The organism is Parazoarcus communis SWub3 = DSM 12120, from assembly GCF_003226565.1.
Classification (GTDB): domain Bacteria; phylum Pseudomonadota; class Gammaproteobacteria; order Burkholderiales; family Rhodocyclaceae; genus Parazoarcus; species Parazoarcus communis.
The window spans coordinates 124,942-149,725 of the sequence record NZ_QKOE01000006.1; the positions used below are offsets into that span (position 1 = coordinate 124,942).

Consider the following 24,784-nt stretch of genomic DNA (forward strand, 5'->3'; position numbering starts at 1 on the left):
GTGGGGCTCAGAAAGGGATCCGATCAGCGCACTTCCGGGCTTGCGTTGTCTTCGATGACACGCTGCAAGCGCGCCAGCAGCTCACGCCAATCCACGCGGGAATTGTAGCCGATGACATTGAGCGCCGGGACGCCGCCGCCGCGCACGATCTCGAACCCACCACCGGGACGTTCAGCCCCGATTCCACTCATCGTGCAGACATCGGCTCGCAACACACAGGAAAATGAGATCTCTCGGTAGCCGAAGGTCTCAAAAAAGCCCAGCAGACTGCGCTGGATTGCAGCCACTGCCCCCACCCCGCCCAAGGAACCGATGTTCTGTACGGCGCGCTGGCTGATTCGGCGGCGGTAGTTGCCTGGACTACTGGCTACCCGGGCGTCAAAGGCCACCGGCCGCCAGCGCACCAGTTCAAGCCCCTGCACATCGATATCGATGAAGCCAGTGATACTGCCGAAACTGAAGGTCTCGGTCAGCTGAGCAAGATCGAGATGACGCCCCTCGATCTCGGCATGCAGATGAGAAGCCACGCCAAAAGGCTCAAGGACGCGCAGCCCCGTCAGCTGCAGGTAGCCATCGAACACCGAGATCACCAGCGCACCGTCCAGCTCCAAGGCTCCCGGCGACACCGTGAGACCCGGCATCGACGCCGCCAGCACGCCAGACATCATCGGCAGGTCGAGCGCCTCGGTCAGCAGCGGCATCGACACCGGCTCGATCACCGCCTCGCCACGCCCGCGCCAGCCTCGGTCATCACGCTGCAGCGTCAGGCGATCGAGCACCAGCGCGCCGTCAAGCAAGGGGATACGCAGCCGATCGATCGCCAGAGACTGCGGCCGGATTTCGGCATTGAGCGCAAAGCGCCCCAAGGCAAGCTTTTGCCAGCGCCCACCCTCGATCTCGAGCGCCGCATGGACCGTTGCATCCTGACGCCAGGGCAGATGACCGCTAACCGGCCCGAATGCCAGTCCGGACCCACCATCCGCCCCCTGCAAGCTGAAGCCCGCCTGATCGAAGACTGCATCCAGCGCCTGCACGCCTCCGTGCTCGAAACGCAACCCTCCACTCACCCACCCTGCGTACCAAAGTCGCTCCCCTGCTGCAGGCGCCAGCAGGGGGGTCAGCCAACGCGGCCCTATGGTCGCCAGATCAGCCCGCACCAAAGACACTGCTGCACGATCCAGACGCCCTTCTGCCAGGTCAATCGAGGCCGACAGGGCAAGCTGCTCCACCCCCTCCAGGGCAAGCACTGCCTGAACGACATCAAGCCGGTCTGCCGACAATGTCCCTTCAGCGCTCACGCCAAGCCTGGCTTCGACATACACCGGATCAACGTACACCGCACCATTATGCCAATCCAGTTCGGCACGCCAATGCCAGCCACCGGCCCGCTCGTTCAGGCTCAGACTAAGATCCACGGCCAGCGCTTCTCCCGCCTGCAGTCCGTCAGCGCTGGTAAAAGCGCCATCCACAAGCTGGCCAGTAAAAACGGCCTCTTCCCCCAAAGGCCAGGACAGGCGTCCGCCGAGCGAGCCTGCAGGTGACCAGCCCTGAAGCCCGGGAAGAAGGGCGGCCAGGTGGCCGAGCGCAAGCGCCTCGACCTGAGCTTCAAGGCGCGCATCATTCAGGCCGAGCTCGATACGCCCGCCATCTGGCAGGCGTATCGCCAATGCCACATGCTGCCCCAGCAAGTCGGCTTGCAGGTCAATACGTCCAGGCAACAGGACACGCGCGCCAGCCGTCAGGCGGCCGTCACGACACCACAGGCGGGCACCCGACAGACCGCCGGCATCGCAATGCAACTCAACTCGACGCCAACGCTGCTCACCGACACGCAAGCGCTCAAACCGGATGGAGGGCCGAGACTCCGAGGAAAAATCCGCGCTCAGCCCCTCAAAAGACAGTGCGGGGTGTTCGAGCCGATCGACAGTCAGCACCAGACCACCCGTACCGAAGCCTGGTAGCAACAGCAACAGGAGCAGCGCGCAAGACCTCAGCCATACGCGCCCCCTGCCAGAACGCTCAGGCCGGGAAGACACCCGTCGACAGATATCGGTCGCCACGGTCGCACACGATTGAGACGATGACCGCGTTCTCAAGCTCCTCTGCCAAGCGCAACGCAACATGCATTGCGCCTCCAGAGGAGATGCCGGCAAAGATGCCTTCTTCACGCGCCAGACGACGCGTCATCTCCTCGGCGTCAGCCTGACCGACATATTCCAACCTGTCGACACGTGGTTTTTCATAGATCTTGGGCAGATACGCCTCAGGCCACTTCCGGATACCAGGAATCTGCGACCCGTCCTCAGGCTGGCAGCCCACGATCTGAATCGCTGGATTACGCTCCTTGAGATAACGCGAAGTGCCCATGATGGTGCCAGTGGTCCCCATCGAGCTGACAAAATGGGTAATCAAACCACCGGTCTGGTCCCACAACTCCGGCCCGGTGCCTTCGTAGTGTGCGAGCGGGTTGTCTGCATTGGCGAACTGATCAAGGATCACCCCCTTGCCCTCGTCGCGCAAACGCTCGGCAACATCACGGGCCATCTCCATGCCGCCTTCCTTGGGCGTCAGCACAAGCTCGGCACCAAAGGCTCGCATGGTCTGGCGGCGCTCGATGCTCTGATTCTCGGGCATCACCAGAATCATCCGGTAACCCCGCATTGCCGCGGCCATGGCGAGCGCGATGCCGGTATTACCGCTGGTGGCCTCGATCAGGCAATCGCCCGGGCGGATATCACCCCGGGCCTCGGCCCTGACCACCATCGACAAGGCCGGCCGATCCTTCACCGAACCCGCAGGATTATTCCCTTCCAGTTTGGCCAGAATGACATTGTTGCGGCCGGCATTGATGCGCTTGAGACGCACCAGGGGCGTCTGCCCGACATAATCCTCTAGCGTCTTGAATTCCATTTTTCACCCTCATCGGTTCAGAGATCGGCGTGGACCGGAACCCGCTCCAACCGCTCGTGACAAAGCACACCCATCCATTGCGGCTGCCTGTCCAGGCAACTTCCAGCACGCTATCAGCATCTAGCAGTGTTCATGCCATGATGCCCCAAGCCACGCACCGGCGCACACCGCGCAATCTCCGCAAAATCCGTACAACCACGCCATCAACCCGCCCTGATGAAGAATCGTGCAGCGCCGCGATTCGCGCAAAGTCTGTGGTCGTGTGACTTTAACGACAATACAGCCCCCTGCTACCAGAACGTCAACAGGCAGGTCTGCTCAAGGCGTCAGATCGAACTCCTCGGTCCTGCGTGGCGGATAGGTTTCCCAACCCCCGCAGGCAGGGCAACGCCAATGGAACTGTCGCGCCTTGAAGCCACAGGCATCACAACGATAGCGAGCAACCTTACGGGTATGACCATGAATCAACTGCTTGATCAACTCGATGTCGCCACGCTGCTCCGGTGAGGCTGTCAACAGGGCCGCCTCCAGCAGCTTATCCAACCCGAGCAAGGTCGGGTTGCGGCGCAACTCCTCGCGCACCAGGTCGTAGGCGGCCTTCGGTCCCAGCTTGTCGATTTCCCAGTGGAACAATTCATCCAGCAGATCAAGCGAGGGATGCTGCTCCAGCCATGCATGCAGCAACTGATGCCCCTGCTCTATCAGCCCGAGACGACCGTACGCATTCATGACACGCTCGGCAACCAAGGCGAGATAGACCGGATCCTGACTTTCGATGCGCTTCCAGACCTCGAGTGCGGCCTCATCCTTACCCTGCGCAACCAGAACATCGCCCTGTATCAGACTTGCCCGTACACATCGACGATTGGTCGCCAGAGCCGCATCAACATGCTTGCCAACCTCATCAAACCGCGAATTGGCCAGTGCCTGAGCGGCAAGTTCACAATGGAAGTTCGCCACCTCGGTCCGCCAGTGCAGACTCTCGTGATCAGGCAGTGCCGCAGCAACGTCAATCGCCTTGCCCCAGTCCTTCTCCTGCTGATAGATCTCAAGAAGGTACCTCAACGCGACATCATTGGCACGGGTACCTCGCAGACGCAGGAAGACGGCCTCGGCACGATCGAGCAGGCCGGCCTTCAGGTAATCCTGCCCAAGCTCGCCAAGCGCCTGCAGTCGTTGTTCTTCGGTGATGTCCTCGCGGTCAACGAGCAGTTGATGCATGCGGATGGCGCGGTCTGTTTCACCACGTCGGCGAAACAGGCTGCCAAGCGCGAAATGCAACTCGACCGTCTGAGGATCGATACGCACCGCCTCGACGAACTCGTCGATAGCCTTGTCGGGCTGCTCGTTCAGCAGGAAGTTGAGACCATTCAGATAGGACCGGGGCAAGGCTCGCGATTCGTGAACGACCTGCCGGATGTCGATACGGGCTGCGAGCCAGCCCAGCGCAAAGAAGAGCGGCAGCGCAAGCAACCACCAGAATTCAATTTCCATGGATGTCAGAGAGTCTCCGGCGCCTGAGCGACCGTTGCCGCCGGATGAACTTCATCACGAGGGCGAGCGGCACGATCCAGCTGCTTGCGCAGACGGGAAATTTCCCGGCGCTGGCGCAACAAGGAGGCGAAGGTTGCCGTCACCCCGAGCAATGCACCCGCGGCGAACGCGATCAGGATGATGAACACCAGCGGCAGCTGCCACTCGGAGCCAAAGAAGAAATACAGCTTTGCCAGATGGTCGTTCTTGACCGCAAAGCCGAACAGGAGAAAAAACAACAGGAGACGAAGTAACCACATCAAGGCGCGCATGGCTGCATTATCTCCGAGCACATGACAAAAAAGAAGGCGGCCGAGGCCGCCTTCCGTGATTCATTGTACCGATCGCCGCGCGGTCATCCGCCGATATCCACCCGTTCGCGCAACTCCTTGCCGGCCTTGAAGTGCGGAACGTACTTTTCGGGCACGTGCACCTTGTCGCCTGACTTCGGATTGCGCCCGACACGAGGCGGACGGTAATTCAGCGCAAAACTTCCAAACCCGCGGATCTCGATGCGATCACCGCGCGCCAGCGCGTCGGTCATCGCATCGAGAATCATCTTGACCGCGAAATCGGCGTCCTTTGCAACCAGCTGCGGAAAACGCGCCGCCAGCTGGGCAATCAGCTCCGACTTGGTCATGATCGGTCAGGTTACTGCTTCTGCTCGTTCAGCTTGGCCTTGAGCAGCGCACCCAGGTTGGTCGTGCCGGACGAGGCAGCGCTTTCCGAGGCGAGCTTGTTCATGACTTCAGACTGCTCGACCTGATCCTTGGCACGAACCGACAGGCTGATCGAACGGGTCTTACGGTCGACGTTGATGATGACCGCTTCGACTTCGTCACCTTCCTTCAGCACGGTGGTGAGGTCGTCAATGCGATGTGCGGCCGCTTCAGAAGCGCGCAGATAGCCTTCAACTTCGTCACCCAGATTGATCACCGCGCCGCGCGCTTCGACCGACTTGACCACGCCCTTCACAAGGCTGTTCTTCTCGTGAGTTGCGATGAAGTTGGTGTACGGATCACCTTCCATCTGCTTGATACCCAGCGAGATGCGCTCGCGCTCGACATCGATCGCCAGCACGATGGCCTCGACCTCATCACCCTTCTTGAAGCGGCGCACGGCTTCCTCGCCGGACTCGCTCCACGACAGGTCGGACAGGTGCACCAGACCATCGATGCCACCATCCAGACCGATGAACACGCCGAAGTCGGTGATCGACTTGATCTGACCGCGGACCTTGTCACCCTTCTTGTGGTTCAGGGCGAAATCGTCCCACGGGTTCGAGGCGCACTGCTTCATGCCCAGCGAGATACGGCGACGATCTTCGTCGATTTCGAGGATCATCACTTCGACTTCGTCGCCCAGCTGGACAACCTTGGTCGGGTGGATGTTCTTGTTGGTCCAGTCCATTTCGGAGACGTGCACCAGACCTTCGATACCTTGCTCGACTTCAACGAATGCGCCGTAGTCGGTGATGTTGGTCACCTTGCCGAACAGGCGGGTACCCTGCGGGTAACGACGGGCAATGCCCACCCACGGATCTTCGCCCAGTTGCTTGAGGCCGAGCGAGACACGGTTCTTTTCCTGGTCGAACTTGAGCACCTTGGCTTCGATCTCGTCACCGACGTTGAGCACTTCGCTCGGGTGACGGACGCGACGCCAGGCCAGATCGGTGATGTGCAGCAGGCCATCGATACCACCCAGGTCAACAAACGCACCGTAGTCGGTGATGTTCTTGACGATACCCTTGATGACCGTGCCTTCCTTGAGGTTGGAGAGCAGCTTTTCGCGCTCTTCACCCATCGACTCTTCCAGCACGGCACGACGCGAAACCACCACGTTGTTGCGCTTGCGGTCGAGCTTGATGACCTTGAATTCGAATTCCTTGCCTTCGTACGGCGTGGTGTCCTTGACCGGACGCATGTCGACCAGCGAACCCGGCAGGAAGGCACGGATGCTGTTGGTCATGACGGTCAGACCACCCTTGACGCGACCCGAAACCACACCCTTGACCAGCGTGCCTTCGTTCAGTGCCTTCTCGAGATCGTTCCAGGCCGAGATACGCTTGGCCTTGTCACGCGACAGGCGGGTTTCGCCGAAGCCATCTTCCAGTGCATCGATGGCAACGTGCACGAAATCACCGACTTCGACTTCCAGTTCGCCGCGGTCGTTACGGAATTCCTCGACGGGAACATAGCTCTCGGACTTCAGACCGGCGTTGACGACGACGAAGTTCTGATCGATGCGCACGACTTCAGCGGTGATGACTTCACCGGTGCGCATTTCCTGAAGGGCAAGGCTTTCTTCGAACAGCGCGGCAAAGCTTTCTTCGAAGGAGGGGGTGGCAGTGGACATAAAGGGGAAAAATCCGGGACCGGCGTGCGACGGCAAGCAAAAAGGTTAAGGGACACGAACCGGGCAACCCTGCCCGGACGCGGTGGAACTCAGCCGGCGGCCAGGCCGCGATCCCGCACGAGATCGAGCACAAAGGCAACGGCTGCATCAACGTCCATCGAAGTGGTGTCGAGCAGCACGGCATCCGGTTGCTGCTGCAGGGGCGCAACGGCACGGGCGGCATCCCGCGCATCCCGTTCACGCAAATCCTGCATCAAGCTTTCCATGTTAGCAGGCAAACCCTTTTCCTTCAACTGCTTATATCGACGCTGTGCGCGAGCCTCTGGCGAGGCCGTCAGGAACACCTTGACCGGCGCATCGGGGAAGATCGTTGAGCCGATATCCCGCCCCTCGGCCACCAGCCCGGGGCCGCAACGATAGTCGCGCTGGCGACCGAACAGCGCAGCCCGCACCGCCGGCAGCACCGCTACCCGCGACGCGCCAACCGACACGGCCTCGTCGCGGATCTCGTCGCTGACATCCTCGTCGCCGAGCAGCACCCGGTCGCCATCGAAACGTGCCGGCAGCGCCGCGGCCAGCGCCGCCACGCCAATCTCGTCGTCCAGATCGACGCCGTCACGCAAGGCCGTCAACGCCGTCAACCGGTAAAGCGAACCGCTGTCGAGATGGTGCCAGCCCAGCGCCTTGGCCACCATCGAACCGACCGTTCCCTTGCCGGATGCCGAAGGACCATCGATCGCCACCACCGGCACGGCGCGCGCGACAGCCGCGAACGCCGGGAAGTAGCCAGGAAAGGTCTTGTTCACGCATTTTGGATCGTTGATCCGGACCCTGCATTCGCCCAGTGCTACCAGCGAGAAGCACATCGCCATGCGATGATCGTCGTAGGTGTCGATCTCTGCCGGCAACAGACGCGCCGGCGCGGTGACGCAGAGATAATCCGCCCCCTCCTCGACCACTGCTCCCACCTTGCGTAACTCGGTTGCCATCGCGGCGATGCGATCGGTCTCCTTGACCCGCCAACTGGCAATGTTGCGCAGACGGCACGGTCCGTCGGCAAACAGGGCCGCTACGGCCAGCGTCATTGCCGCGTCCGGGATGTGATTGAGGTCGAGGTCAAAGGCACGCAATACGCCGCCGGCGGGTGCGGACGCCTCGATCCAGTTGTCCCCCATGACGATACGGGCACCCAGTTGCTCCAGCGCCTCGGCGAAACGGACATCGCCCTGAATGCTCGAACGCCCCACACCTTCGACCCGTACCGGACCACCGCCGATGACGCCAGCGGCAAGGAAGTACGATGCCGATGACGCATCACCCTCAACAAACACCGTACCCGGCGATACATACCGAGCCCCCGCAGGCACCACGAAACGCGACCAGGTCGCATCAGGCGCGACACGCACACCGAATCGTGCCATCAGATCCAGCGTGATCGCGATATAGGGCTTGGAGATCAACTCCCCCACCACCTCGATGACGGTTTCTTCACCGGTCAGCGGCAAGGCCATCAGCAGGGCGGTCAGAAACTGGCTCGACACATCGCCCCGCACCCTGACCACGCCACCGGGTCGGATGTCCGCTGGCCGGATCTCCAGCGGCGGGTAGCCCTCGTTGGCAGTGCAGCGGATATCCGCGCCGATCTGCCTGAGTGCATCTACGAGATCACCGATTGGCCGCTCATGCATGCGCGCCACCCCGGCCAGCCGGTAGTGACCACCCGACAGGGCGAGCGCAGCGGTCAAGGGACGGAACGCCGTCCCTGCATTCCCCAGAAACAACTCACCCGACTTGACCGGAAACGGGCCACCCACGCCGGTTACCCGGTAGTCGTCGCGACCCGGGGTACGCTCCCACGCAACCCCAAGCGCGCGCAATGCGTCGAGCATGCGCTCGACGTCATCAGAGGCAAGAAGGTCGCGAATGTCAGTCTCGCCTTCGGCCAGCGCTGCCAGCAGCAACACCCGGTTGGAGATGCTCTTCGAGCCCGGAAGACGTACTGTGCCACGCGCGCCGAGCATCGGCGGCAGATCGAGGAATTCCATGACTTACTCTGCAGTAGTGGTCGGCACGAACTGTTCTGCCCACGCATTGCGGGCCCGACGCGCCTCGTCGAACAATTGTTCCAGCCGCTCGCCGTCGCTCGACAGCAACAAGGCTCTCAGATAGGCCAGCTCGGCCAGATATTGATCAAGCTCGCCAAGCAAGGCCTGACGATTGGCGATACAGATATCACGCCACATCTCCGGATGACTGCCGGCGATGCGGGTGAAATCGCGAAAACCACTGGCCGCATGTGAGAACAGCAACTCGGCATTCGCCCGTCCGGCCAGATCATGCACCAGCCCGAAAGCCAGCAGATGCGGCAGATGACTGACCGCAGCAAACACCCGGTCATGATCCTGCGGCGCCATGTCGACGACACTTGCGCCACACAGGCTCCACATCGCACGAATCTTGTCGACGGCTGCAGGCTCGTTCTCCGGCAGCGGCGTCACCACCACCTTGCGGCCACGATAGAGCTCCGCAAAGGCCGCCTCGACGCCACTCTTCTCTGCCCCGGCAATGGGGTGTGCGGGAACCACATGAGCCAGACTGGCATCAAGGTGACGATAGGCTGCCTCGATGACATCGCGCTTGGTACTGCCAACATCGGTGACGATCGTCCCCGACGCCAGATGCGGCGCCAAGGCCACCATCTGCGCCTCGATCTGCCCGACTGGTGTCGCAAGCACAACGACATCGGCACCGTCGAGCGCCTCGGCCCATGTCGTGGCCATGGCATCGATCACGCCCAACTCAAGCGCACGCAGCAGAGATTCTGGCCGCCGGCCGATACCAACCACCTGCTCGACCGCGCCGGCGCGCTTGAGCGCCTGAGCCAGCGAACCGCCGATCAGGCCGACACCGCAGATCACCAGCTTGCCGATCAAGGCCATGGCAGCGTCCTTAATTGGCCAGGATCTGGCGAAGCGCCTCGATGAAGCGGGCGTTCTCCTCGGGCAGGCCGATCGACACCCGCAGCCATTCCGGCATGCCGTAGCCGGCTATCGGGCGCACGATCACGCCCTGCCGGAGCAGCGCCTGATTGACGCCGGCAGCGTCGCCGACACGGAAGGTCACGAAGTTGCCTGCGGACGGAATCCACGTCAGGCCAAGGTCGGCAAACGCGGCCGTGATCTGGACCATGCCGCGCCGGTTGATCTCGGCGCTCTGCGCCAGAAACTCATCGTCGGCCAACGCAGCCTCGGCTGCGGCCAGCGCGATGCTCGACACATTGAACGGCTGCCGCACCCGGTTCATCAGATCCGCGACTTCAGGGTGGGCAATGCAGTAGCCAACCCGCAGCCCGGCAAGTCCGTAAGCTTTCGAGAAGGTGCGCGACACCAGCAGGTTGGGGAAACGCTTCAGCCAGCCGATTGCATCGTAACGCTGCCCTGGCGCCAGATATTCGGTATAGGCCTCATCGAGCACCACCAGCACATCGCTGGAAACACGCTCGAGAAAGAATTCGATCTCTGCCCCAGCCAGCAGGGTGCCGGTCGGGTTGTTCGGATTCGCGATGAATACCACCCGGGTATCCGGACGAATCGCGGCCGCCATCGCCTCAAGATCGTGACCGAAATCCTTGGCCGGCACCTCAATGCAGGTCGCCCCCACTGCGTTGCTGGCAAGCGGATACACAGCAAATGCATGCTGGGAGAAAACCGCCGACCGCCCGGGCGCCAGAAAAGCCCCGGCAGCCAGTTCGAGAATGTCATTGGAGCCATTGCCAATGACGATCTGCTCGGACCTGACATCAAACTTGCGCGCAATGGCGGCCTTCAGCGCAAATGCACCGCCATCGGGATAACGGGCCGTATCGGACAAGGTGGCGACTGCCGCCTCACGAGCACGGGCACTCATTCCCAGAGGATTCTCGTTGGAAGCCAGCTTGACGATGCTGGCCTCGGCAATGCCCATCTCACGCGCAAGCTCGGAGATCGGCTTGCCCGGCTGGTAAGGCATGATGGAACGGATGTACTCGGGGGCGAGACTTGCAACACTCATGGCTGACTCCAGATTTTCCGTTTTTTGTCAGATTGCTGCGACCGGGTAGGAACCGAGCACCTTGACGAAGGCCGCGCGATCGGACAGTTCCTTGAGCGCAGCCGCCACCGGCGCATCGCTCTGATGCCCCTCGATATCGACGTAGAACACGTACTCCCACAGACCGCCACGTGCCGGGCGCGACTGCAGCTTGGTCATATCGACGCCGTGACGGGCAAGCGGTTCCAGCAGCGCGTGCATCGCGCCTGGACGGTTCGATGCCGAGCATACCAGCGAGGTCTTGTCCTTGCCTGACGGCCCGGACTCATGGCCGGCGATGACCAGGAAGCGGGTGGAGTTGTTGGGATCGTCCTCAATGTTCGATGCAAGCTTGTTCAGTCCATACAACTCAGCCGCCGCCTCACCCGCAATCGCGCAGGACTCCGGATCCTCTGCCGCCAGACGCGCAGCCTCCGCATTGCTCGCCACCGGCACACGAGGCAGGCTGGCCAGATTGCGGTTGAGCCACTCGTGGCATTGCGCCAGGGACTGCGCATGCGAGTAAAGCCGCTTGGCGCCACCGATTCCTTCCGCACGCGACAGCAGGTGCTGATGGATGCGCAGCTTGACTTCGCCACACACCTTCAACGGATTGGCCAGCAGCAGATCAAGCGTACCGCCGACGGCACCCTCGGTGGAGTTCTCCACCGGCACCACACCATAATCGGCATTGCCCGACTCGACCGCACGAAACACGTCGTCAATCGACGGCATCGGCAGGAAGTTGGGAGCAGAGCCAAAGTGCTTGCGGCTGGCACTCTCCGAAAAGGTGCCGGCGGGCCCGAGATAGGCCACCTTCAGGGGCTGCTCCAGCGCCAGGCAAGCCGACATCACCTCACGGAAGATGCGCTGCACCGCCGCCGCCGGCAGCGGCCCGGGGTTGATATCGGCCAGGCGGCGCAGCACCTGGGCCTCGCGCTCCGGGCGGTAGATGTTGCCCTGCTTGATCTCGCCCACACGCTGCGCGCACCGCGCACGCTCGGACAGTCGGGCCAGGATTTCCTCGTCGAGGTGATCGATGCGATTGCGCAGGTTCAGCAGTTCGTCACTCATGCTCAGTTCTCTTTACGTACCGTCGGATCAGCCTGAAATCAGCCCTTGCGCGCAGCGAAATCGCGCATGAAATCCACCAGCGCCTGCACACCTGCCAGCGGCATCGCGTTGTAGATCGACGCCCGCATGCCGCCAACCGACTTATGCCCTTTCAACTGCACCAGGCCCGCCGCCTTCGATTCAGCAAGGAAGACCTCATTGAGCGACTCGTCCGCCAGGAAGAAAGGCACATTCATGCGCGAGCGACACGCCGGATCCACCTTGGACGCATAGAAATCGCTGGCATCAAGGTAGTCATACAGCAGCTTCGCCTTGGCGATGTTCTGCGCTTCGATAGCCGCCACCCCACCCTGACGCTTGAGCCACTGAAACACCAGCCCTGCGATGTAGATCCCATAGGTCGGCGGGGTGTTGTACATCGAACCGTTGTCGGCGACGGTCTTGTAGTCAAAAGCCGTCGGGCAGGCCGGCACAGAGCGTCCGAGCAGATCTTCACGCACGATGACGATGGTCAGCCCCGCAGGGCCGATGTTCTTCTGCGCCCCACCAAACAGCAGCCCGTACTTCGACACATCCATGGCCCGCGACAGGATGTGAGAGGACACATCAGCAACAACCGGCACCTCGGCACGACCAATGGCCGCAAGATCGGGCTCGAAGGGATATTCAACGCCGCCAATGGTCTCATTGGTGCAGGTAAACAGGTAGGCGGGGTCGTCCGACAAAGACCACTCGGTCATCGCCGGCACGGAAGTGAAACCACCGGCCTCGGCGCTCGCGGCAACATGTGCCTTGCAATAGCGACGCGCTTCCTTCAATGACTTGGCCGACCAGGCCCCGGTGACGACGTAATCAGCGCTGTCATGCTGCCCGAGCAGGTTCATCGGAATGATCGCATTCTCGGCAATCGCGCCGCCCTGCATGAACAGGATGCGATAGTTGTCCGGCACCGCCATCAACTCACGCAGATCGGCCTCTGCCGCCTCGGCGATGGAAGTGAACTCCTTGCCGCGATGGCTCATCTCCATCACGCCCATGCCGGCCCCCTGCCAGTCCAGCATTTCTTCGGCAGCCTGCTTCAGCACCTCTTCAGGCAAGGCCGCGGGCCCGGCACTGAAATTCCATACCCGACTCACGCCTCACCTCCCTGCTCACCCGCCTCAGCATCCGGTGTGATGTTTCCACCTTCGGCGGGCGCAGCATCGCCGTCAGCCGCCAGCTCGACATCAAGTTCGTCGGCCTCGGATTCCGCAACTTTTTCGATCCCGGCCAGATACGTGCCTTCATCAAGGTTGATCAGGGTCACGCCCTGGGTGGCACGCCCCAACTCACGGATATCCTGCACCTTGGTCCGGATCAGCACCGCGCCAGTCGAGATCAGCATCACCTCGTCGGTGGGATCGACCAGCACTGCACCGACCAGCTTGCCATTGCGATCCGAGGTCTGGATCGCGATCATGCCCTTGGTGCCACGACCATGCCGGGTGTACTCGGCCACGGGGGTGCGCTTGCCATAGCCGTTCTCAGTCGCCGTCAGCACCGACTGGGTTTCACCTTCCGCTACCAGCATCGCGATCACACGCTGGCCATCTTCCAGCATCATGCCGCGCACGCCGCGCGCATCGCGCCCCATCGGCCGTACGTCGGTCTCGGCAAAACGCACCGCCTTGCCTGCATCGGAGAACAGCATCACGTCGCAGGCGCCGTTGGTGATTGCGACGCCAATCAGGTGGTCGCCATCATCAAGATTGACGGCGATGATGCCGGCCTTGCGCGGATTGGAGAATGCCGTCAGCGTCGTCTTCTTGACCGTTCCCTCGGAAGTCGCCATGAACACGAAGTGGTCATCGTCGAAGGCCTGCACCGGCAGCACCGCAGTGATCTTCTCACCCTCGACCATCGGGAACAGATTGACGATGGGCTTGCCGCGCGAATTACGCGTTCCTTCGGGCACCTCATAGACCTTCAGCCAGTAGGCACGCCCTCGATTGGAGAAGCACAGCACGGTATCGTGGGTGTTGGCAACGAACAGGCGATCGATGAAATCCTCATCCTTCATCGACGTCGCCTGCTTGCCACGACCGCCACGACGCTGGGCGCGGTAGTCCGCCAGCGGCTGACGCTTGAAGTAGCCGGTATGCGACAAGGTGACGACCATGTCTTCCGGCGTGATCAAATCTTCAATATTGATGTCCGCAGTGCTGAGCACGATTTCCGAGCGGCGCGGATCGCCAAACTGGGCACGAACCGCACCCAGCTCGGTGACGATGATCTGGGTGATGCGTTCAGGCCGGGCAAGGATGTCAAGCAGGTCGGTGATCAGGTCCATCACCTCGCGGTACTCGTTGACGATCTTGTCCTGCTCCAGCCCGGTCAGGCGCTGCAGCCGCAGTTCGAGGATGGCCTGCGCCTGAACCTCGGACAAGCGATAGCCCTGCGCCGAAAGACCGAAGGACGGATCGAGCCCTTCCGGCCGATAGCTGTCTGCCAGCGCGCGCGACAACATCTCCTCGACCAGCGGCGAGCGCCAGGTGCGCTCCATCAGCCCACGCTTGGCATCGGCTGGGGTGGGCGCCGCCTTGATCAGCGCAATGATCTCGTCCACATTGGACAGCGCCACCGCCAGACCTTCGAGGATATGCCCCCGATCACGCGCCTTGCGCAATTCGAACACAGTGCGACGGGTAATGACCTCGCGGCGGTGCTCAAGGAAGCAGACCAGCATCTGCTTCAGATTGAGCAGGCGCGGCCGACCATCGACCAGCGCCACCATGTTCATGCCGAAGCTATCCTGCAGCTGGGTGTGCTTGAACAGCTTGTTGAGCACGACCTCGGGCATCTCGCCACGCTTGAGCTCGATGACCAGACGCATGCCGGACTTGTCGGATTCGTCTCGGATCTCGCTGATGCCTTCGACCTTCTTCTCGTTTACCAGCTCAGCCATGCGCTCCTGCAGGGTGCGCTTGTTGACCTGGTAGGGCAACTCGTCGACGACGATGGCCTGACGATCGGTCTTGCCAATCGGTTCGAAGTGAGTGCGTGCGCGCATGATCACTCGACCGCGGCCAGTGCGGTAACCTTCATGCACGCCGGACAGGCCGTAGATCAGACCCGCAGTCGGAAAATCCGGCGCCTTGACGATGTCGATCAAGGCCTCGATATCCGTCTCGGGGTCTTCGAGCAGCTTCAGGCAGGCATCGATGATCTCGCCAAGGTTGTGCGGCGGGATATTGGTCGCCATGCCGACCGCGATACCGGACGAGCCATTGATCAGCAGGTTGGGGATACGCGCGGGCATGACCAGCGGTTCTTTTTCCGAACCGTCATAGTTCGGCCCGAAATCCACGGTTTCCTTGTCGATGTCGGCCAGCAGTTCGTGACCGATACGCGCCATGCGGATTTCCGTATACCGCATGGCCGCGGCGTTATCGCCATCCACCGAACCGAAGTTGCCCTGACCATCGACCAGCATGTAGCGCAGCGAAAAATTCTGCGCCATGCGGACAATGGTGTCGTACACCGCGGTATCACCGTGCGGATGGTACTTACCGATCACGTCACCGACGATACGCGCCGACTTCTTGTAGGCGCGATTCCAGTCGTTGGACAACTCATGCATGGCGTACAGCACGCGCCGATGCACCGGTTTGAGACCATCGCGCGCATCCGGCAGCGCCCGCCCCACGATCACGCTCATGGCGTAGTCGAGATAGGAGTGGCGCATCTCCTCCTCGAGGCTGATCGGCAGTGTTTCCTTGGCGAACTGTGTCATGCTCTGAGGCGGTAAAACCCGCGTAAACCAAAAGCGTGCAATCTTAACACGCGCACCCCACGCCTGCCCCATCGACGCAGCACAGACGCGCCGATCACCACCCCGTCGGCAACCAGCAGCATCAGCCGCAAAAATATTTGGATTCCCTCTTGAAATCCCACCAGCAGCCCCAAACTGCCGGGCAGACCATGGAAACAGGGAGCAAGCACCCATGCAGGAACCGAACCCGAGCACCAACCCCGAGCTGGAACAACACGCCGCCGTGGATGCCACCCCCGACAACGCCGACGCCGCTACCGCACCGGATGTCATGCCCAGCCTGGAAGAAGCGCTGCGCCTGGCGGAGCTGAAGGCGGCAGAACATCACGATGCGTGGCTGCGCGCCAAGGCTGAGGGCGAGAACATCCGTCGCCGCGCACAGGACGACATCGCCAAGGCCTCCAAATTTGCTGCCGAAAAGTTCGCCAGCGCGATGCTGCCGGTCAAGGACAGCCTGGAGGCCGCGCTCGGCACCGAGAACCAGACGCTGGAAAAGCTTCGCGAAGGCGTCGAGTTGACCCTGAAGCAGCTGGTGTCCGCCTTTGACGGCGCCAATCTCGTCGAGGAAAACCCGCTGAACCAGAAGTTCGATCCCAACAAGCATCAAGCCATCGGCGCGCTGGAATCCGACGCCGAACCCAATACCGTGATCAATGTGCTGCAGAAGGGCTATCTGCTGCACGATCGCGTGGTGCGTCCGGCCCTGGTCATGGTGGCCAAGGCCAAGGCCCAGTAATCGCACCAAGCCGGACTTGAAAGCCCGGCACCCTGCCCCATATTCGATTCAGGACGGCGTCGCAGCGACGACGCCAGCAAACAAATTCAATCTATTCAAGGATACAAAATGGGCAAGATCATCGGTATCGACCTCGGCACCACCAACAGCTGTGTTTCCGTCATGGAAGGCGGCAAGCCGAAAGTCATCGAAAACTCGGAAGGCGCACGTACCACCCCGTCGGTGGTGGCCTACGCTGAAGACGGCGAGATCCTGTGCGGCGCGCCAGCCAAGCGCCAGGCGGTAACCAACGCCAAGAACACCCTGTTCGCGATCAAGCGCCTGATCGGCCGCCGCTTCGAAGAGAAGGAAGTACAGAAGGACATCGATCTGATGCCCTACACCATTGCCAAGGCCGACAACGGCGACGCCTGGGTGGAAGTGCGCGGCAAGAAGATCGCCCCGCCGCAGGTCTCTGCCGAAGTACTGCGCAAGATGAAGAAGACCGCCGAGGACTACCTCGGCGAGGAAGTCACCGAAGCCGTCATCACCGTGCCGGCCTACTTCAACGACAGCCAGCGCCAGGCCACCAAGGACGCCGGCCGCATCGCCGGCCTGGAAGTGAAGCGCATCATCAACGAGCCGACCGCCGCAGCCCTCGCCTTCGGCATGGACAAGAAGCCGGGCGACTCCAAGATCGCGGTGTATGACCTCGGCGGCGGCACCTTCGACATCTCCATCATCGAGATCGCAGACATCGACGGCGAGCACCAGTTCGAAGTGCTGGCCACCAACGGCGACACCTTCCTGGGTGGTGAGGACTTCGACCAGCGCATCATCGATTACATCGTCACCGAGTTCAAGAAGGAACAGGGCGTCGACCTGAAGAACGACGTGCTGGCCCTGCAGCGCCTGAAAGAAGCGGCCGAGAAGGCCAAGATCGAGCTGTCGTCCGGCCAGCAGACCGAAGTCAACCTGCCCTACATCACCGCTGACGCCACCGGCCCGAAGCACCTCGCAGTCAAGATTACCCGCGCCAAGTTCGAGTCGCTGGTAGAAGACCTGATCGAGCGCTCGATCGAGCCCTGCCGGGTCGCGCTGAAGGATGCCGGTCTGAAGATTACCGACATCGATGACGTCATCCTGGTCGGCGGCCAGACCCGGATGCCCAAGGTGCAGGACAAGGTCAAGGAGTTCTTCGGCAAGGAACCGCGCAAGGACGTGAACCCGGATGAAGCAGTGGCGGTTGGCGCCTCCATCCAGGGCGGCGTGCTGCAAGGTGAAGTCAAGGACGTGCTGCTGCTCGACGTCACCCCGCTGTCGCTCGGTATCGAGACGCTGGGCGGCGTGATGACCAAGCTGATCCAGAAGAACACCACGATCCCGACCAAGGCCAGCCAGGTGTTCTCCACCGCCGACGACAACCAGTCGGCCGTGACCATCCATGTGCTTCAGGGTGAGCGCGAAATGGCTTCGGGCAACAAGAGCCTGGGCCAGTTCAACCTGTCCGACATCCCGCCGGCACCGCGCGGCATGCCGCAGATCGAGGTCACCTTCGACATCGACGCCAACGGCATCCTGCACGTATCGGCCAAGGACAAGGCCACTGGCAAGGAAAACAAGATCAAGATCCAGGCCAACTCCGGTCTGTCCGACGAGGAAGTCGAGCGCATGGTGCGCGACGCCGAAGCACATGCGGAAGAGGACAAGAAGGCCCACGAACTGGTCGACGCCCGCAACCAGTGCGACGCCCTGATTCACTCGACCCGCAAGGCGCTGAGCGAGCACGGCGACAAGATCGGCGCTGACGACAAGGCCAAGATCGAAGCTGCCATCAAGGATGCGGAAGAAGCCATCAAGAGTGGCGACAAGGACAGCATCGAAGCCAAGAGCCAGGCCCTGGCCATGGCCAGCCAGAAACTGGGCGAAGCCATGTACGCCCAGCAGCAGGGCGAAGCCGGCGCGCAACAGGCGGGCGGTGCAGCCGGCGGTGGCAAGGCTGACGACGCCGACGTGGTGGACGCCGAATTCACTGAAGTGAAGGACAAGAAGTAAGCGTCTCGCCGGACGGCAAACCTTGTGGCCGAGCCCCTGCCGGAGCGCATGTTCCGGCCGGCTCGGCCTTTGCATGAACTGAGCTAGAGCGAACCACCATGTCCAAACGGGATTATTACGAAGTCCTCGGCGTCAATCGCGACGCTGGCGACGATGAAATCAAGAAGGCCTACCGCAAGCTGGCCATGAAGTTCCATCCGGACCGCAACCCGGACAACAAGGAAGCGGAAGAGAAATTCAAGGAGGCCAAGGAAGCCTACGAGATCCTCTCCGACGCCAACAAGAAGGCCGCCTACGATCGCTACGGCCATGCCGGTGTCGACCCCTCGATGGGCGGCGGCGGTGGCGGCCAGGGCTTCGAAGGCTTTGGCGACGCTTTTTCCGACATTTTCGGCGACATCTTTGGCGGTGGTCGTGGCGGGAGCCGATCCAACGTCTACCGGGGCGCCGACCTGCGCTACAACCTCGAGATCACGCTCGAGGAAGCCGCCCGTGGCGCAGAAAAGACCATCCGCATTCCGACCGTCGAGGAATGTGAAACCTGCCACGGCAGCGGCGCCAAGCCCGGTACCCAGCCCAAGACCTGCCCCACCTGCGGCGGAGCCGGCCAGGTACGCATCCAGCAGGGCTTCTTCTCTATTCAGCAGACCTGCCCCAAGTGTCACGGCAGCGGCCGCATCATTCCTGACCCCTGCACCAGCTGCAATGGTGCAGGCCGGGTGAAGAAGCAGAAGACGCTTGAGGTCAAGATTCCCGCCGGCATTGACGAGGGCATGCGTCTGCGTCACGGCGGCCATGGCGAGCCGGGCGTCAATGGTGGCCCTCCGGGTGATCTCTATGTCGAGATCCACATCCGCAAACATGCGGTGTTCGAGCGCGACCACGACGACCTGCACTGCGAGATGCCGATCAGCTTCACCGTTGCCGCGCTGGGTGGCGAGATCGAGATTCCCACGCTCGAGGGCATGGCACGCTTGAAGATTCCGGCGGAAACCCAGAGCGGCAAGGTCTTCCGCCTGCGTGGCAAGGGCATCAAGAATGTACGCTCGCATGCACACGGCGACCTGCTCTGCCACGTGGTGGTCGAAACGCCGGTAAAACTCACCGAGCGCCAACGCGAACTGCTCCAGGAGTTCGAGGCCATCTCCAGCGGCAACGCCGACCGCCACAATCCCAAGGCGCAGTCGTGGATGGACAAGGTCCGGGACTTCTTCGGCACCTGACCCGGATGCGCGCCGTGGTCACTCACCATGACCGAAGGCGCGCCATTTCGTCGTTCGAGCATTGCGCGCATGCGCCTGCAGTGAGATCCTTGGTCTCTTTCGCAAATCGCCTTTCAGCCGGGCCTTTCAGCCGGCCAAAAGGCGGTTCCGCGTGAGGCCGACCAGGCCGATCAGCCCCTAGAAGAATCCACGGGCCAGCATAGCGGCCCTGCAGGAGACATCATGAAAGCGTTTCGCCCATGGCTCGCGGCCGCCTTGCTCGCGCTGACACCGTTTGTCGCCCCTCTTGCTGCAGTCGCGCAGCAGGGCGTCTCGAATGACACACTGACCCTGGGCCACTCCGGCGCGCTCAGCGGCCCGTTGTCCGAACTGAACAAGGAATATCTCTCCGGCGCCACCCTGTTCTTCGACCAGATCAATGCACGCGGTGGCATCAACGGCCGAAAGATCGAATTGATCACACTGGATGACGCCTACGACCCCGACCGTGCAGCCGACAACGTCCGCCAGCTGATCGAGAAGAATGACGTGCTGGCCCTCTTCGCCTGTTTTGGCACAGGCCCCAGCCTGAAGGCGATTCCCGTTGCCAGCGCGGCCAAAGTACCGTTCTTCGCCCCCTATACCGGCGCCGATGCTGTCCGCACGCCGGCCAATCCGATGGTTTTCCACGTCCGCGCGTCCTATTCACAGGAGATCGAGAAGATGGTCGATCACCTGAGCAATATCGGCGTCCGCTCGATTGGCGTGGTCCACCACACCGACGCCTTCGGTCAAGCCGGCCTGGATGCGGCAGCTGCCGCCCTCACCCGCCGCGGGCTGCCCGCCCCCATCGTCGCCCCGATTGCCTCGGACGGCAGCAATGCCGACAGCGCGGTCACCCAGGTCATGGCGGGCAATGCCGCTGCCGTGCTGCTGATCACCGCCGGCAACAGCTCACCCGCCTTCATGAAGGCCCTGCTCAAGACCGACTACCGCCCCATGCTTTACGGGCTGTCGGTGATCAGCGCCAAACAGTTGATCCGCGAACTCGGCGACGAGGCTCACGGCCTGGTCATTGCCCAGGTCATGCCCTCACCTTTCAGGGTCGATTATCCCTTCGTACGCGAGTACCGCCAGGCTGCCGACAAGGCAGGGCAGACCTATTCCCACACCGCACTGGAAGGCTATATGGCCGCAAGGAGCTTTGCCGAAGCGCTGCGTCGAGCAGGTCGCGACATCAACCGCGAGAAGCTCGTTATTGCATTGGAAAGCCTCGGCGACTGGGATGCTGGCGGCATGAAGCTAGGGTACTCGGCCCGCCGCCGAAATGGCCTGGATTACGTCGATCTCGCAATCATCAGTCGCGGCAAGTTCAATCGCTGACCCCCTGGACACCCACTCGGAAACGACAAGGGCAGCGTCGAGGCGCTGCCCTTGTCGTTTCTGCTTACGCGCAAGCAAGCGCTCGCGTCATGCCCGACGCCAGGTCGTACCCTGCGGGCCATCCTCCAGGACGATACCTGCTTCCATCAAGGCGGCCCGCAGACGGTCCGCTTCGGCAAAGTCCCGCGCCTTCTTGGCGGCAGCGCGCGCTTCGATCATGCGCTCGACGTCGGCTGCATCGAGCCCGTCACCGGTCGCGACGCCCGCCTGCAGGAACGTGGTGGCGTCCCGTTCAAGCAAGCCCAGCACCCCGCCAAGGGCGCGCAACTGCGCAGCCTGAGCAGGCGAATGTTCGCGATTGACCTCGTTGGCCAACTCAAACAACACAGCCAGCGCCTCGGCCGTGTTGAAGTCATCGTCCATTGCGGCCTTGAACCGACGCGCATGCTCGGTGTTCCAGTCCACCACCACCGCCTCCGAGGGTGCCGACTTGAGCGCGGTGTACAGCCGGGTCAACGCCTGACGGGCATCATCCAGATGCGCATCGGAGTAGTTCAGCGGGCTGCGGTAGTGGGCACGCAGAATGAAGAAGCGCACGACCTCTGGGTCATACTGGCGCAACACGTCGCGGATGGTGAAGAAATTGCCCAGCGACTTGGACATCTTTTCGTTGTCCACCCGCACAAAGCCGTTGTGCATCCAGTAATTGACGAAGGTGTGGCCGTGCGCACCTTCGGACTGGGCGATCTCATTTTCATGGTGAGGAAACTGCAGATCCTGCCCACCGCCGTGGATGTCGAAGTGGTCGCCGAGCAGGTCGGAGCTCATCGCCGAACATTCAATATGCCAGCCCGGACGGCCGCTGCCCCAGGGCGAATCCCACTTGGCCTCGGACGGCTCCTCAGCCTTGGCATGCTTCCACAGCACGAAGTCGAGGGGGTCGTTCTTATCACCCACCACGTCGACGCGCTCACCGGCACGCAGCTCATCCACGGACTTGCCAGACAACTTGCCGTAGCCATCGAACTTGCGTACTGCGTAGCAGACATCGCGATTGGCCGCGACATACGCCAGGCCTTTTTCCTGCAGCCGCCCGATCAGGCTCTGCATCTTTGCGACATAGTCCATCGCCCGCGGCTCATGGTCAGGGCGCAATACGCCAAGCGCGTCGGCGTCTTCGTGCATGGCGGCAATGAAACGGTCGGTCAGCGCACGGATGCTCTCGCCGTTTTCCTGGGCACGTCGGATGATCTTGTCGTCGATATCGGTGATGTTGCGTACGTAGGTCACGTCCAACCCGCTTGCCCGCAGCCAGCGGGCCACCATATCGAACACGACCATCACTCGCGCATGACCGAGGTGGCAGTAGTCGTACACCGTCATGCCGCAGACGTACATCCGTACCTTGCCGGCATCAATCGGTTTGAATACTTCCTTCCCGCGAGTCAGTGAGTTGTAGATCGTCAGCATGAAATCAACCAATGGAATGCACAGCACCTGCTGCGCGAAGATAGTCGGCAAGCCCGGCCGGTTCCCTTTTGGACAAGCAACCGAAACAGGGCATGCCCGGTTACACAAGGTGACCCCGGGCAGCGTTTCCAGCACCCGCCCTTGTTGCTAGAATCAAGGGCTGAGTTGCAGGCTGGAAAGCCGCAAAAGTATAGCACGGCGTATCATTCACCCTTTTGCCGCCCCTTGGCGCGGCCCCCAGCGATCAGTGCCCGGCTGCACCGGTTCGATACGTCCCACATGGAGACCGCATGAAAAAGTCCGTCCTCACCCTGTTCGCGCTCGCCGGCTTCGCCGCATCCGCCTTTGCCGCCAATCCGATGGTCGAGTTGCGCACCAACCAGGGCGACATCAAGGTCGAGCTCTATGCCGACAAGGCACCCAAGTCGGTGGCGAATTTCACCCAGTACATCAAGGACGGCCATTACACCGGCACCGTGTTCCACCGCGTGATCGATGGATTCATGATCCAGGGCGGCGGCTTCGACGCCCAGATGCAGCAGAAGTCCACCCGCCCGCCAATCGAGAACGAAGCCAAGAACGGTCTCAAGAACGTGCCCGGCACGCTGGCCATGGCCCGCACGTCGGACCCACACTCGGCCTCATCCCAGTTCTTCATCAACCTTGCACCAAACACCTTCCTCGACTACCCGTCGCGCGACGGCTGGGGCTACGCGGTGTTCGGCAAGGTTGTCAGCGGCATGGACGTGGTCGAGAAGATCGCCAAGGTCCGGACCGGCAACGCCGGCTTCCACCAGAACGTGCCGGTCGAACCCATCATCATCGAATCGGCGCGCATCCTCGAAGCAGCGCCGACTTCCAGCAAGTAAGCCCACAGGAGAAGCACATGGCAGTCAAACTGCACACCAACCACGGCGTGATCACCCTCGAACTGGACGCAGAGAAGGCGCCCATCACGGTCGAGAACTTCCTCGCTTACGTCAGCGCAGGGCATTACGACAATACCGTGTTCCATCGCGTGATCGACGGATTCATGATCCAGGGCGGCGGTTTCGAGCCCGGCATGAAGCAGAAGCCCACCCGCGACCCGATCCAGAACGAAGCCAACAATGGCCTCAAGAACGAACGCGGCACCATCGCCATGGCCCGTACCCAGGCGCCGCACTCGGCTTCGGCACAGTTCTTCATCAACGTCGCCGACAACGACTTCCTCAACCATCGCTCCCCCGACCTGCAAGGCTGGGGCTACTGCGTGTTTGGCAAGGTCAGCGACGGTTTCGATGTCGTCGACCAGATCCGCAAGGTCAAGACCGGCTCCAGTGGCTTCCATCAGGACGTACCGAAGGAAGACGTGATCATCGAGCGTGCCGAGATTGTCTGATCGCGCAAGCGACGCACCCGCCGAGCGCGGGTGCACCACAATGCCGGGCGTGCTGCAGGCGGCATCCCCGGCATTGTTCATTTCCGACCTCCACCTCAGCGAGGACGAACCCGCCACCGTCGACGCCTTCATCGACTTCCTGAACGGTCCGGCACGCGAGGCGGGCAGTCTGTTCATCCTCGGTGACCTGTTCGAATACTGGGCCGGGGACGATGATATCGACAGCGTCCTGAGTCGCCGCATCTGTGACGCGCTGGCGACATTGGCGACACGTGGCATGCACATCCACTACATGACCGGCAACCGCGACCTGCTTGCAGGCAGCGGATTCGCAACCCGTGCCAAGGTCGCCCTGCTGCCCGACCCAAGTTGCGTGCGTATCGGCGACCAGGTGCTGCTGATCAGCCACGGCGATGCGTTATGCACCGACGACGTACCCTATCAGCGTTATCGCCAGCAAGTGCGCGACCCCGCATGGCAGGCGGGCTTCCTCGCTCAACCGCTGTCTGCACGCAAGGCCTTCATCGAGAGTCTGCGCAAGCAAAGTGAAGCGGCGAAACGCGAAAAGGCCATGACCATCATGGATGTGAATGCGGACGCCGTTGCCGAGTTGCTGCGACAACACAGCCAGAGCACCTGTCTGATCCATGGCCATACCCACCGCCCAGCCCACCACGAAATTCTGGTGGATGGACGGATCTGCGAGCGCTGGGTGCTTGCCGACTGGCACGGCGAAGCCAGCTGGCTGGCGTTCGACGGCAAGCACTTCAGCGTCGGCGGCCAGTCCAGGGCCTGAGGGGCATCGAAGGCCGGCAGCAGGAAACGGC

The 24,784-nt window shown here is 62.0% G+C and carries 20 protein-coding genes; 7 read left to right on the forward strand and 13 right to left on the reverse strand.

Annotated elements, in window-relative coordinates; translation table 11 throughout:
* Window positions 1-23: 23 nt before the first annotated feature.
* From DNK49_RS10710 to gyrA, 12 genes are all read right to left on the reverse strand, one after another.
* Entirely contained in the window at window positions 24-1,970 is a 1,947-nt protein-coding gene (locus DNK49_RS10710) for a translocation/assembly module TamB domain-containing protein (protein ID WP_110524354.1), read from the reverse strand.
* Between the two features lie 49 nt (window positions 1,971-2,019).
* Entirely contained in the window at window positions 2,020-2,910 is an 891-nt protein-coding gene (cysM, locus tag DNK49_RS10715; RefSeq protein WP_110524355.1) for a cysteine synthase CysM, read from the reverse strand.
* 318 nt (window positions 2,911-3,228) lie between these two features.
* The gene (gene lapB / locus DNK49_RS10720) at window positions 3,229-4,404 is read right to left on the reverse strand and encodes a lipopolysaccharide assembly protein LapB (RefSeq protein WP_110524357.1); all 1,176 of its coding nucleotides are present in this window, start codon (window positions 4,402-4,404) and stop codon (window positions 3,229-3,231) included.
* A 5-nt stretch (window positions 4,405-4,409) separates the two neighbouring features.
* Complete coding sequence (locus DNK49_RS10725) at window positions 4,410-4,715, reverse strand: LapA family protein (RefSeq protein WP_110524359.1); 306 nt, start codon at window positions 4,713-4,715, stop codon at window positions 4,410-4,412.
* Window positions 4,716-4,798: 83 nt separating this feature from the next.
* Window positions 4,799-5,083, reverse strand: coding sequence for an integration host factor subunit beta (locus DNK49_RS10730; RefSeq protein ID WP_110524361.1), 285 nt, complete (start codon window positions 5,081-5,083; stop codon window positions 4,799-4,801).
* A gap of 11 nt (window positions 5,084-5,094) precedes the next feature.
* A complete protein-coding gene (rpsA, locus tag DNK49_RS10735) occupies window positions 5,095-6,798 on the reverse strand; it encodes a 30S ribosomal protein S1 (RefSeq protein ID WP_110524363.1) in 1,704 nt (567 codons plus the stop codon).
* Window positions 6,799-6,887: 89 nt separating this feature from the next.
* The gene (locus DNK49_RS10740; RefSeq protein ID WP_110524365.1) at window positions 6,888-8,843 is read right to left on the reverse strand and encodes a bifunctional 3-phosphoshikimate 1-carboxyvinyltransferase/cytidylate kinase; all 1,956 of its coding nucleotides are present in this window, start codon (window positions 8,841-8,843) and stop codon (window positions 6,888-6,890) included.
* Between the two features lie 3 nt (window positions 8,844-8,846).
* Window positions 8,847-9,737, reverse strand: coding sequence for a prephenate dehydrogenase (locus DNK49_RS10745; protein ID WP_110524367.1), 891 nt, complete (start codon window positions 9,735-9,737; stop codon window positions 8,847-8,849).
* A 10-nt stretch (window positions 9,738-9,747) separates the two neighbouring features.
* Entirely contained in the window at window positions 9,748-10,848 is a 1,101-nt protein-coding gene (hisC, locus tag DNK49_RS10750) for a histidinol-phosphate transaminase (RefSeq protein WP_110524369.1), read from the reverse strand.
* A 27-nt stretch (window positions 10,849-10,875) separates the two neighbouring features.
* Window positions 10,876-11,940: a prephenate dehydratase gene (gene pheA, locus DNK49_RS10755; protein ID WP_110524371.1), complete on the reverse strand. Its 1,065-nt coding sequence runs from the start codon at window positions 11,938-11,940 to the stop codon at window positions 10,876-10,878.
* A 38-nt stretch (window positions 11,941-11,978) separates the two neighbouring features.
* Complete coding sequence (serC, locus tag DNK49_RS10760; RefSeq protein WP_110524373.1) at window positions 11,979-13,076, reverse strand: 3-phosphoserine/phosphohydroxythreonine transaminase; 1,098 nt, start codon at window positions 13,074-13,076, stop codon at window positions 11,979-11,981.
* Window positions 13,073-15,712 (reverse strand): DNA gyrase subunit A, encoded by a 2,640-nt coding sequence (gyrA, locus tag DNK49_RS10765; protein ID WP_110524375.1) that lies wholly within the window; start codon window positions 15,710-15,712, stop codon window positions 13,073-13,075. The genes serC and gyrA overlap by 4 nt, the downstream gene beginning before the upstream one ends.
* A 211-nt stretch (window positions 15,713-15,923) precedes the next feature.
* Between gyrA and grpE the strand changes: the two genes are divergently transcribed.
* From grpE to DNK49_RS10785, 4 genes are all read left to right on the forward strand, one after another.
* On the forward strand, window positions 15,924-16,487 hold the full coding sequence (gene grpE, locus DNK49_RS10770; protein ID WP_110524378.1) for a nucleotide exchange factor GrpE: 564 nt from the start codon (window positions 15,924-15,926) through the stop codon (window positions 16,485-16,487).
* Between the two features lie 108 nt (window positions 16,488-16,595).
* Window positions 16,596-18,521, forward strand: a complete 1,926-nt coding sequence (gene dnaK / locus DNK49_RS10775) for a molecular chaperone DnaK (RefSeq protein ID WP_110524380.1) — start codon at window positions 16,596-16,598, stop codon at window positions 18,519-18,521.
* A 98-nt stretch (window positions 18,522-18,619) separates the two neighbouring features.
* Complete coding sequence (dnaJ, locus tag DNK49_RS10780; protein WP_110524382.1) at window positions 18,620-19,744, forward strand: molecular chaperone DnaJ; 1,125 nt, start codon at window positions 18,620-18,622, stop codon at window positions 19,742-19,744.
* A 222-nt stretch (window positions 19,745-19,966) separates the two neighbouring features.
* On the forward strand, window positions 19,967-21,106 hold the full coding sequence (locus DNK49_RS10785; RefSeq protein ID WP_110524384.1) for an ABC transporter substrate-binding protein: 1,140 nt from the start codon (window positions 19,967-19,969) through the stop codon (window positions 21,104-21,106).
* Between the two features lie 87 nt (window positions 21,107-21,193).
* On the opposite strand, the gene cysS is transcribed toward DNK49_RS10785, so the two are convergent.
* A complete protein-coding gene (gene cysS, locus DNK49_RS10790; RefSeq protein ID WP_110524386.1) occupies window positions 21,194-22,576 on the reverse strand; it encodes a cysteine--tRNA ligase in 1,383 nt (460 codons plus the stop codon).
* Window positions 22,577-22,866: 290 nt separating this feature from the next.
* Between cysS and DNK49_RS10795 the strand changes: the two genes are divergently transcribed.
* From DNK49_RS10795 to DNK49_RS10805, 3 genes are read left to right on the forward strand one after another with little or no spacing between them, the layout of a single operon-like run.
* Window positions 22,867-23,445, forward strand: a complete 579-nt coding sequence (locus tag DNK49_RS10795) for a peptidylprolyl isomerase (protein WP_110524388.1) — start codon at window positions 22,867-22,869, stop codon at window positions 23,443-23,445.
* A 17-nt stretch (window positions 23,446-23,462) separates the two neighbouring features.
* Entirely contained in the window at window positions 23,463-23,957 is a 495-nt protein-coding gene (locus tag DNK49_RS10800) for a peptidylprolyl isomerase (protein WP_110524390.1), read from the forward strand.
* 40 nt (window positions 23,958-23,997) lie between these two features.
* Window positions 23,998-24,753 carry a UDP-2,3-diacylglucosamine diphosphatase gene (locus tag DNK49_RS10805; RefSeq protein ID WP_110524392.1) on the forward strand — a complete coding sequence of 252 codons (756 nt, stop codon included), beginning with the start codon at window positions 23,998-24,000 and terminating at the stop codon, window positions 24,751-24,753.
* Window positions 24,754-24,784 lie beyond the last annotated feature (31 nt).

Bases quoted from the DNA above. Each gene is read 5' to 3' on its own strand.
- grpE (WP_110524378.1), top strand. From the start codon at position 15,924: ATGCAGGAACCGAACCCGAGCACCAACCCCGAGCTGGAACAACACGCC.
- cysS (WP_110524386.1), bottom strand. From the start codon at position 22,576: ATGCTGACGATCTACAACTCACTGACTCGCGGGAAGGAAGTATTCAAA.
- hisC (WP_110524369.1), bottom strand. From the start codon at position 10,848: ATGAGTGTTGCAAGTCTCGCCCCCGAGTACATCCGTTCCATCATGCCT.
- DNK49_RS10795 (WP_110524388.1), top strand. From the start codon at position 22,867: ATGAAAAAGTCCGTCCTCACCCTGTTCGCGCTCGCCGGCTTCGCCGCA.
- lapB (WP_110524357.1), bottom strand. From the start codon at position 4,404: ATGGAAATTGAATTCTGGTGGTTGCTTGCGCTGCCGCTCTTCTTTGCG.
- dnaJ (WP_110524382.1), top strand. From the start codon at position 18,620: ATGTCCAAACGGGATTATTACGAAGTCCTCGGCGTCAATCGCGACGCT.
- DNK49_RS10805 (WP_110524392.1), top strand. From the start codon at position 23,998: ATGCCGGGCGTGCTGCAGGCGGCATCCCCGGCATTGTTCATTTCCGAC.
- DNK49_RS10740 (WP_110524365.1), bottom strand. From the start codon at position 8,843: ATGGAATTCCTCGATCTGCCGCCGATGCTCGGCGCGCGTGGCACAGTA.
- DNK49_RS10785 (WP_110524384.1), top strand. From the start codon at position 19,967: ATGAAAGCGTTTCGCCCATGGCTCGCGGCCGCCTTGCTCGCGCTGACA.
- rpsA (WP_110524363.1), bottom strand. From the start codon at position 6,798: ATGTCCACTGCCACCCCCTCCTTCGAAGAAAGCTTTGCCGCGCTGTTC.
- cysM (WP_110524355.1), bottom strand. From the start codon at position 2,910: ATGGAATTCAAGACGCTAGAGGATTATGTCGGGCAGACGCCCCTGGTG.
- DNK49_RS10730 (WP_110524361.1), bottom strand. From the start codon at position 5,083: ATGACCAAGTCGGAGCTGATTGCCCAGCTGGCGGCGCGTTTTCCGCAG.
- DNK49_RS10725 (WP_110524359.1), bottom strand. From the start codon at position 4,715: ATGCGCGCCTTGATGTGGTTACTTCGTCTCCTGTTGTTTTTTCTCCTG.
- DNK49_RS10800 (WP_110524390.1), top strand. From the start codon at position 23,463: ATGGCAGTCAAACTGCACACCAACCACGGCGTGATCACCCTCGAACTG.
- DNK49_RS10745 (WP_110524367.1), bottom strand. From the start codon at position 9,737: ATGGCCTTGATCGGCAAGCTGGTGATCTGCGGTGTCGGCCTGATCGGC.
- pheA (WP_110524371.1), bottom strand. From the start codon at position 11,940: ATGAGTGACGAACTGCTGAACCTGCGCAATCGCATCGATCACCTCGAC.
- gyrA (WP_110524375.1), bottom strand. From the start codon at position 15,712: ATGACACAGTTCGCCAAGGAAACACTGCCGATCAGCCTCGAGGAGGAG.
- dnaK (WP_110524380.1), top strand. From the start codon at position 16,596: ATGGGCAAGATCATCGGTATCGACCTCGGCACCACCAACAGCTGTGTT.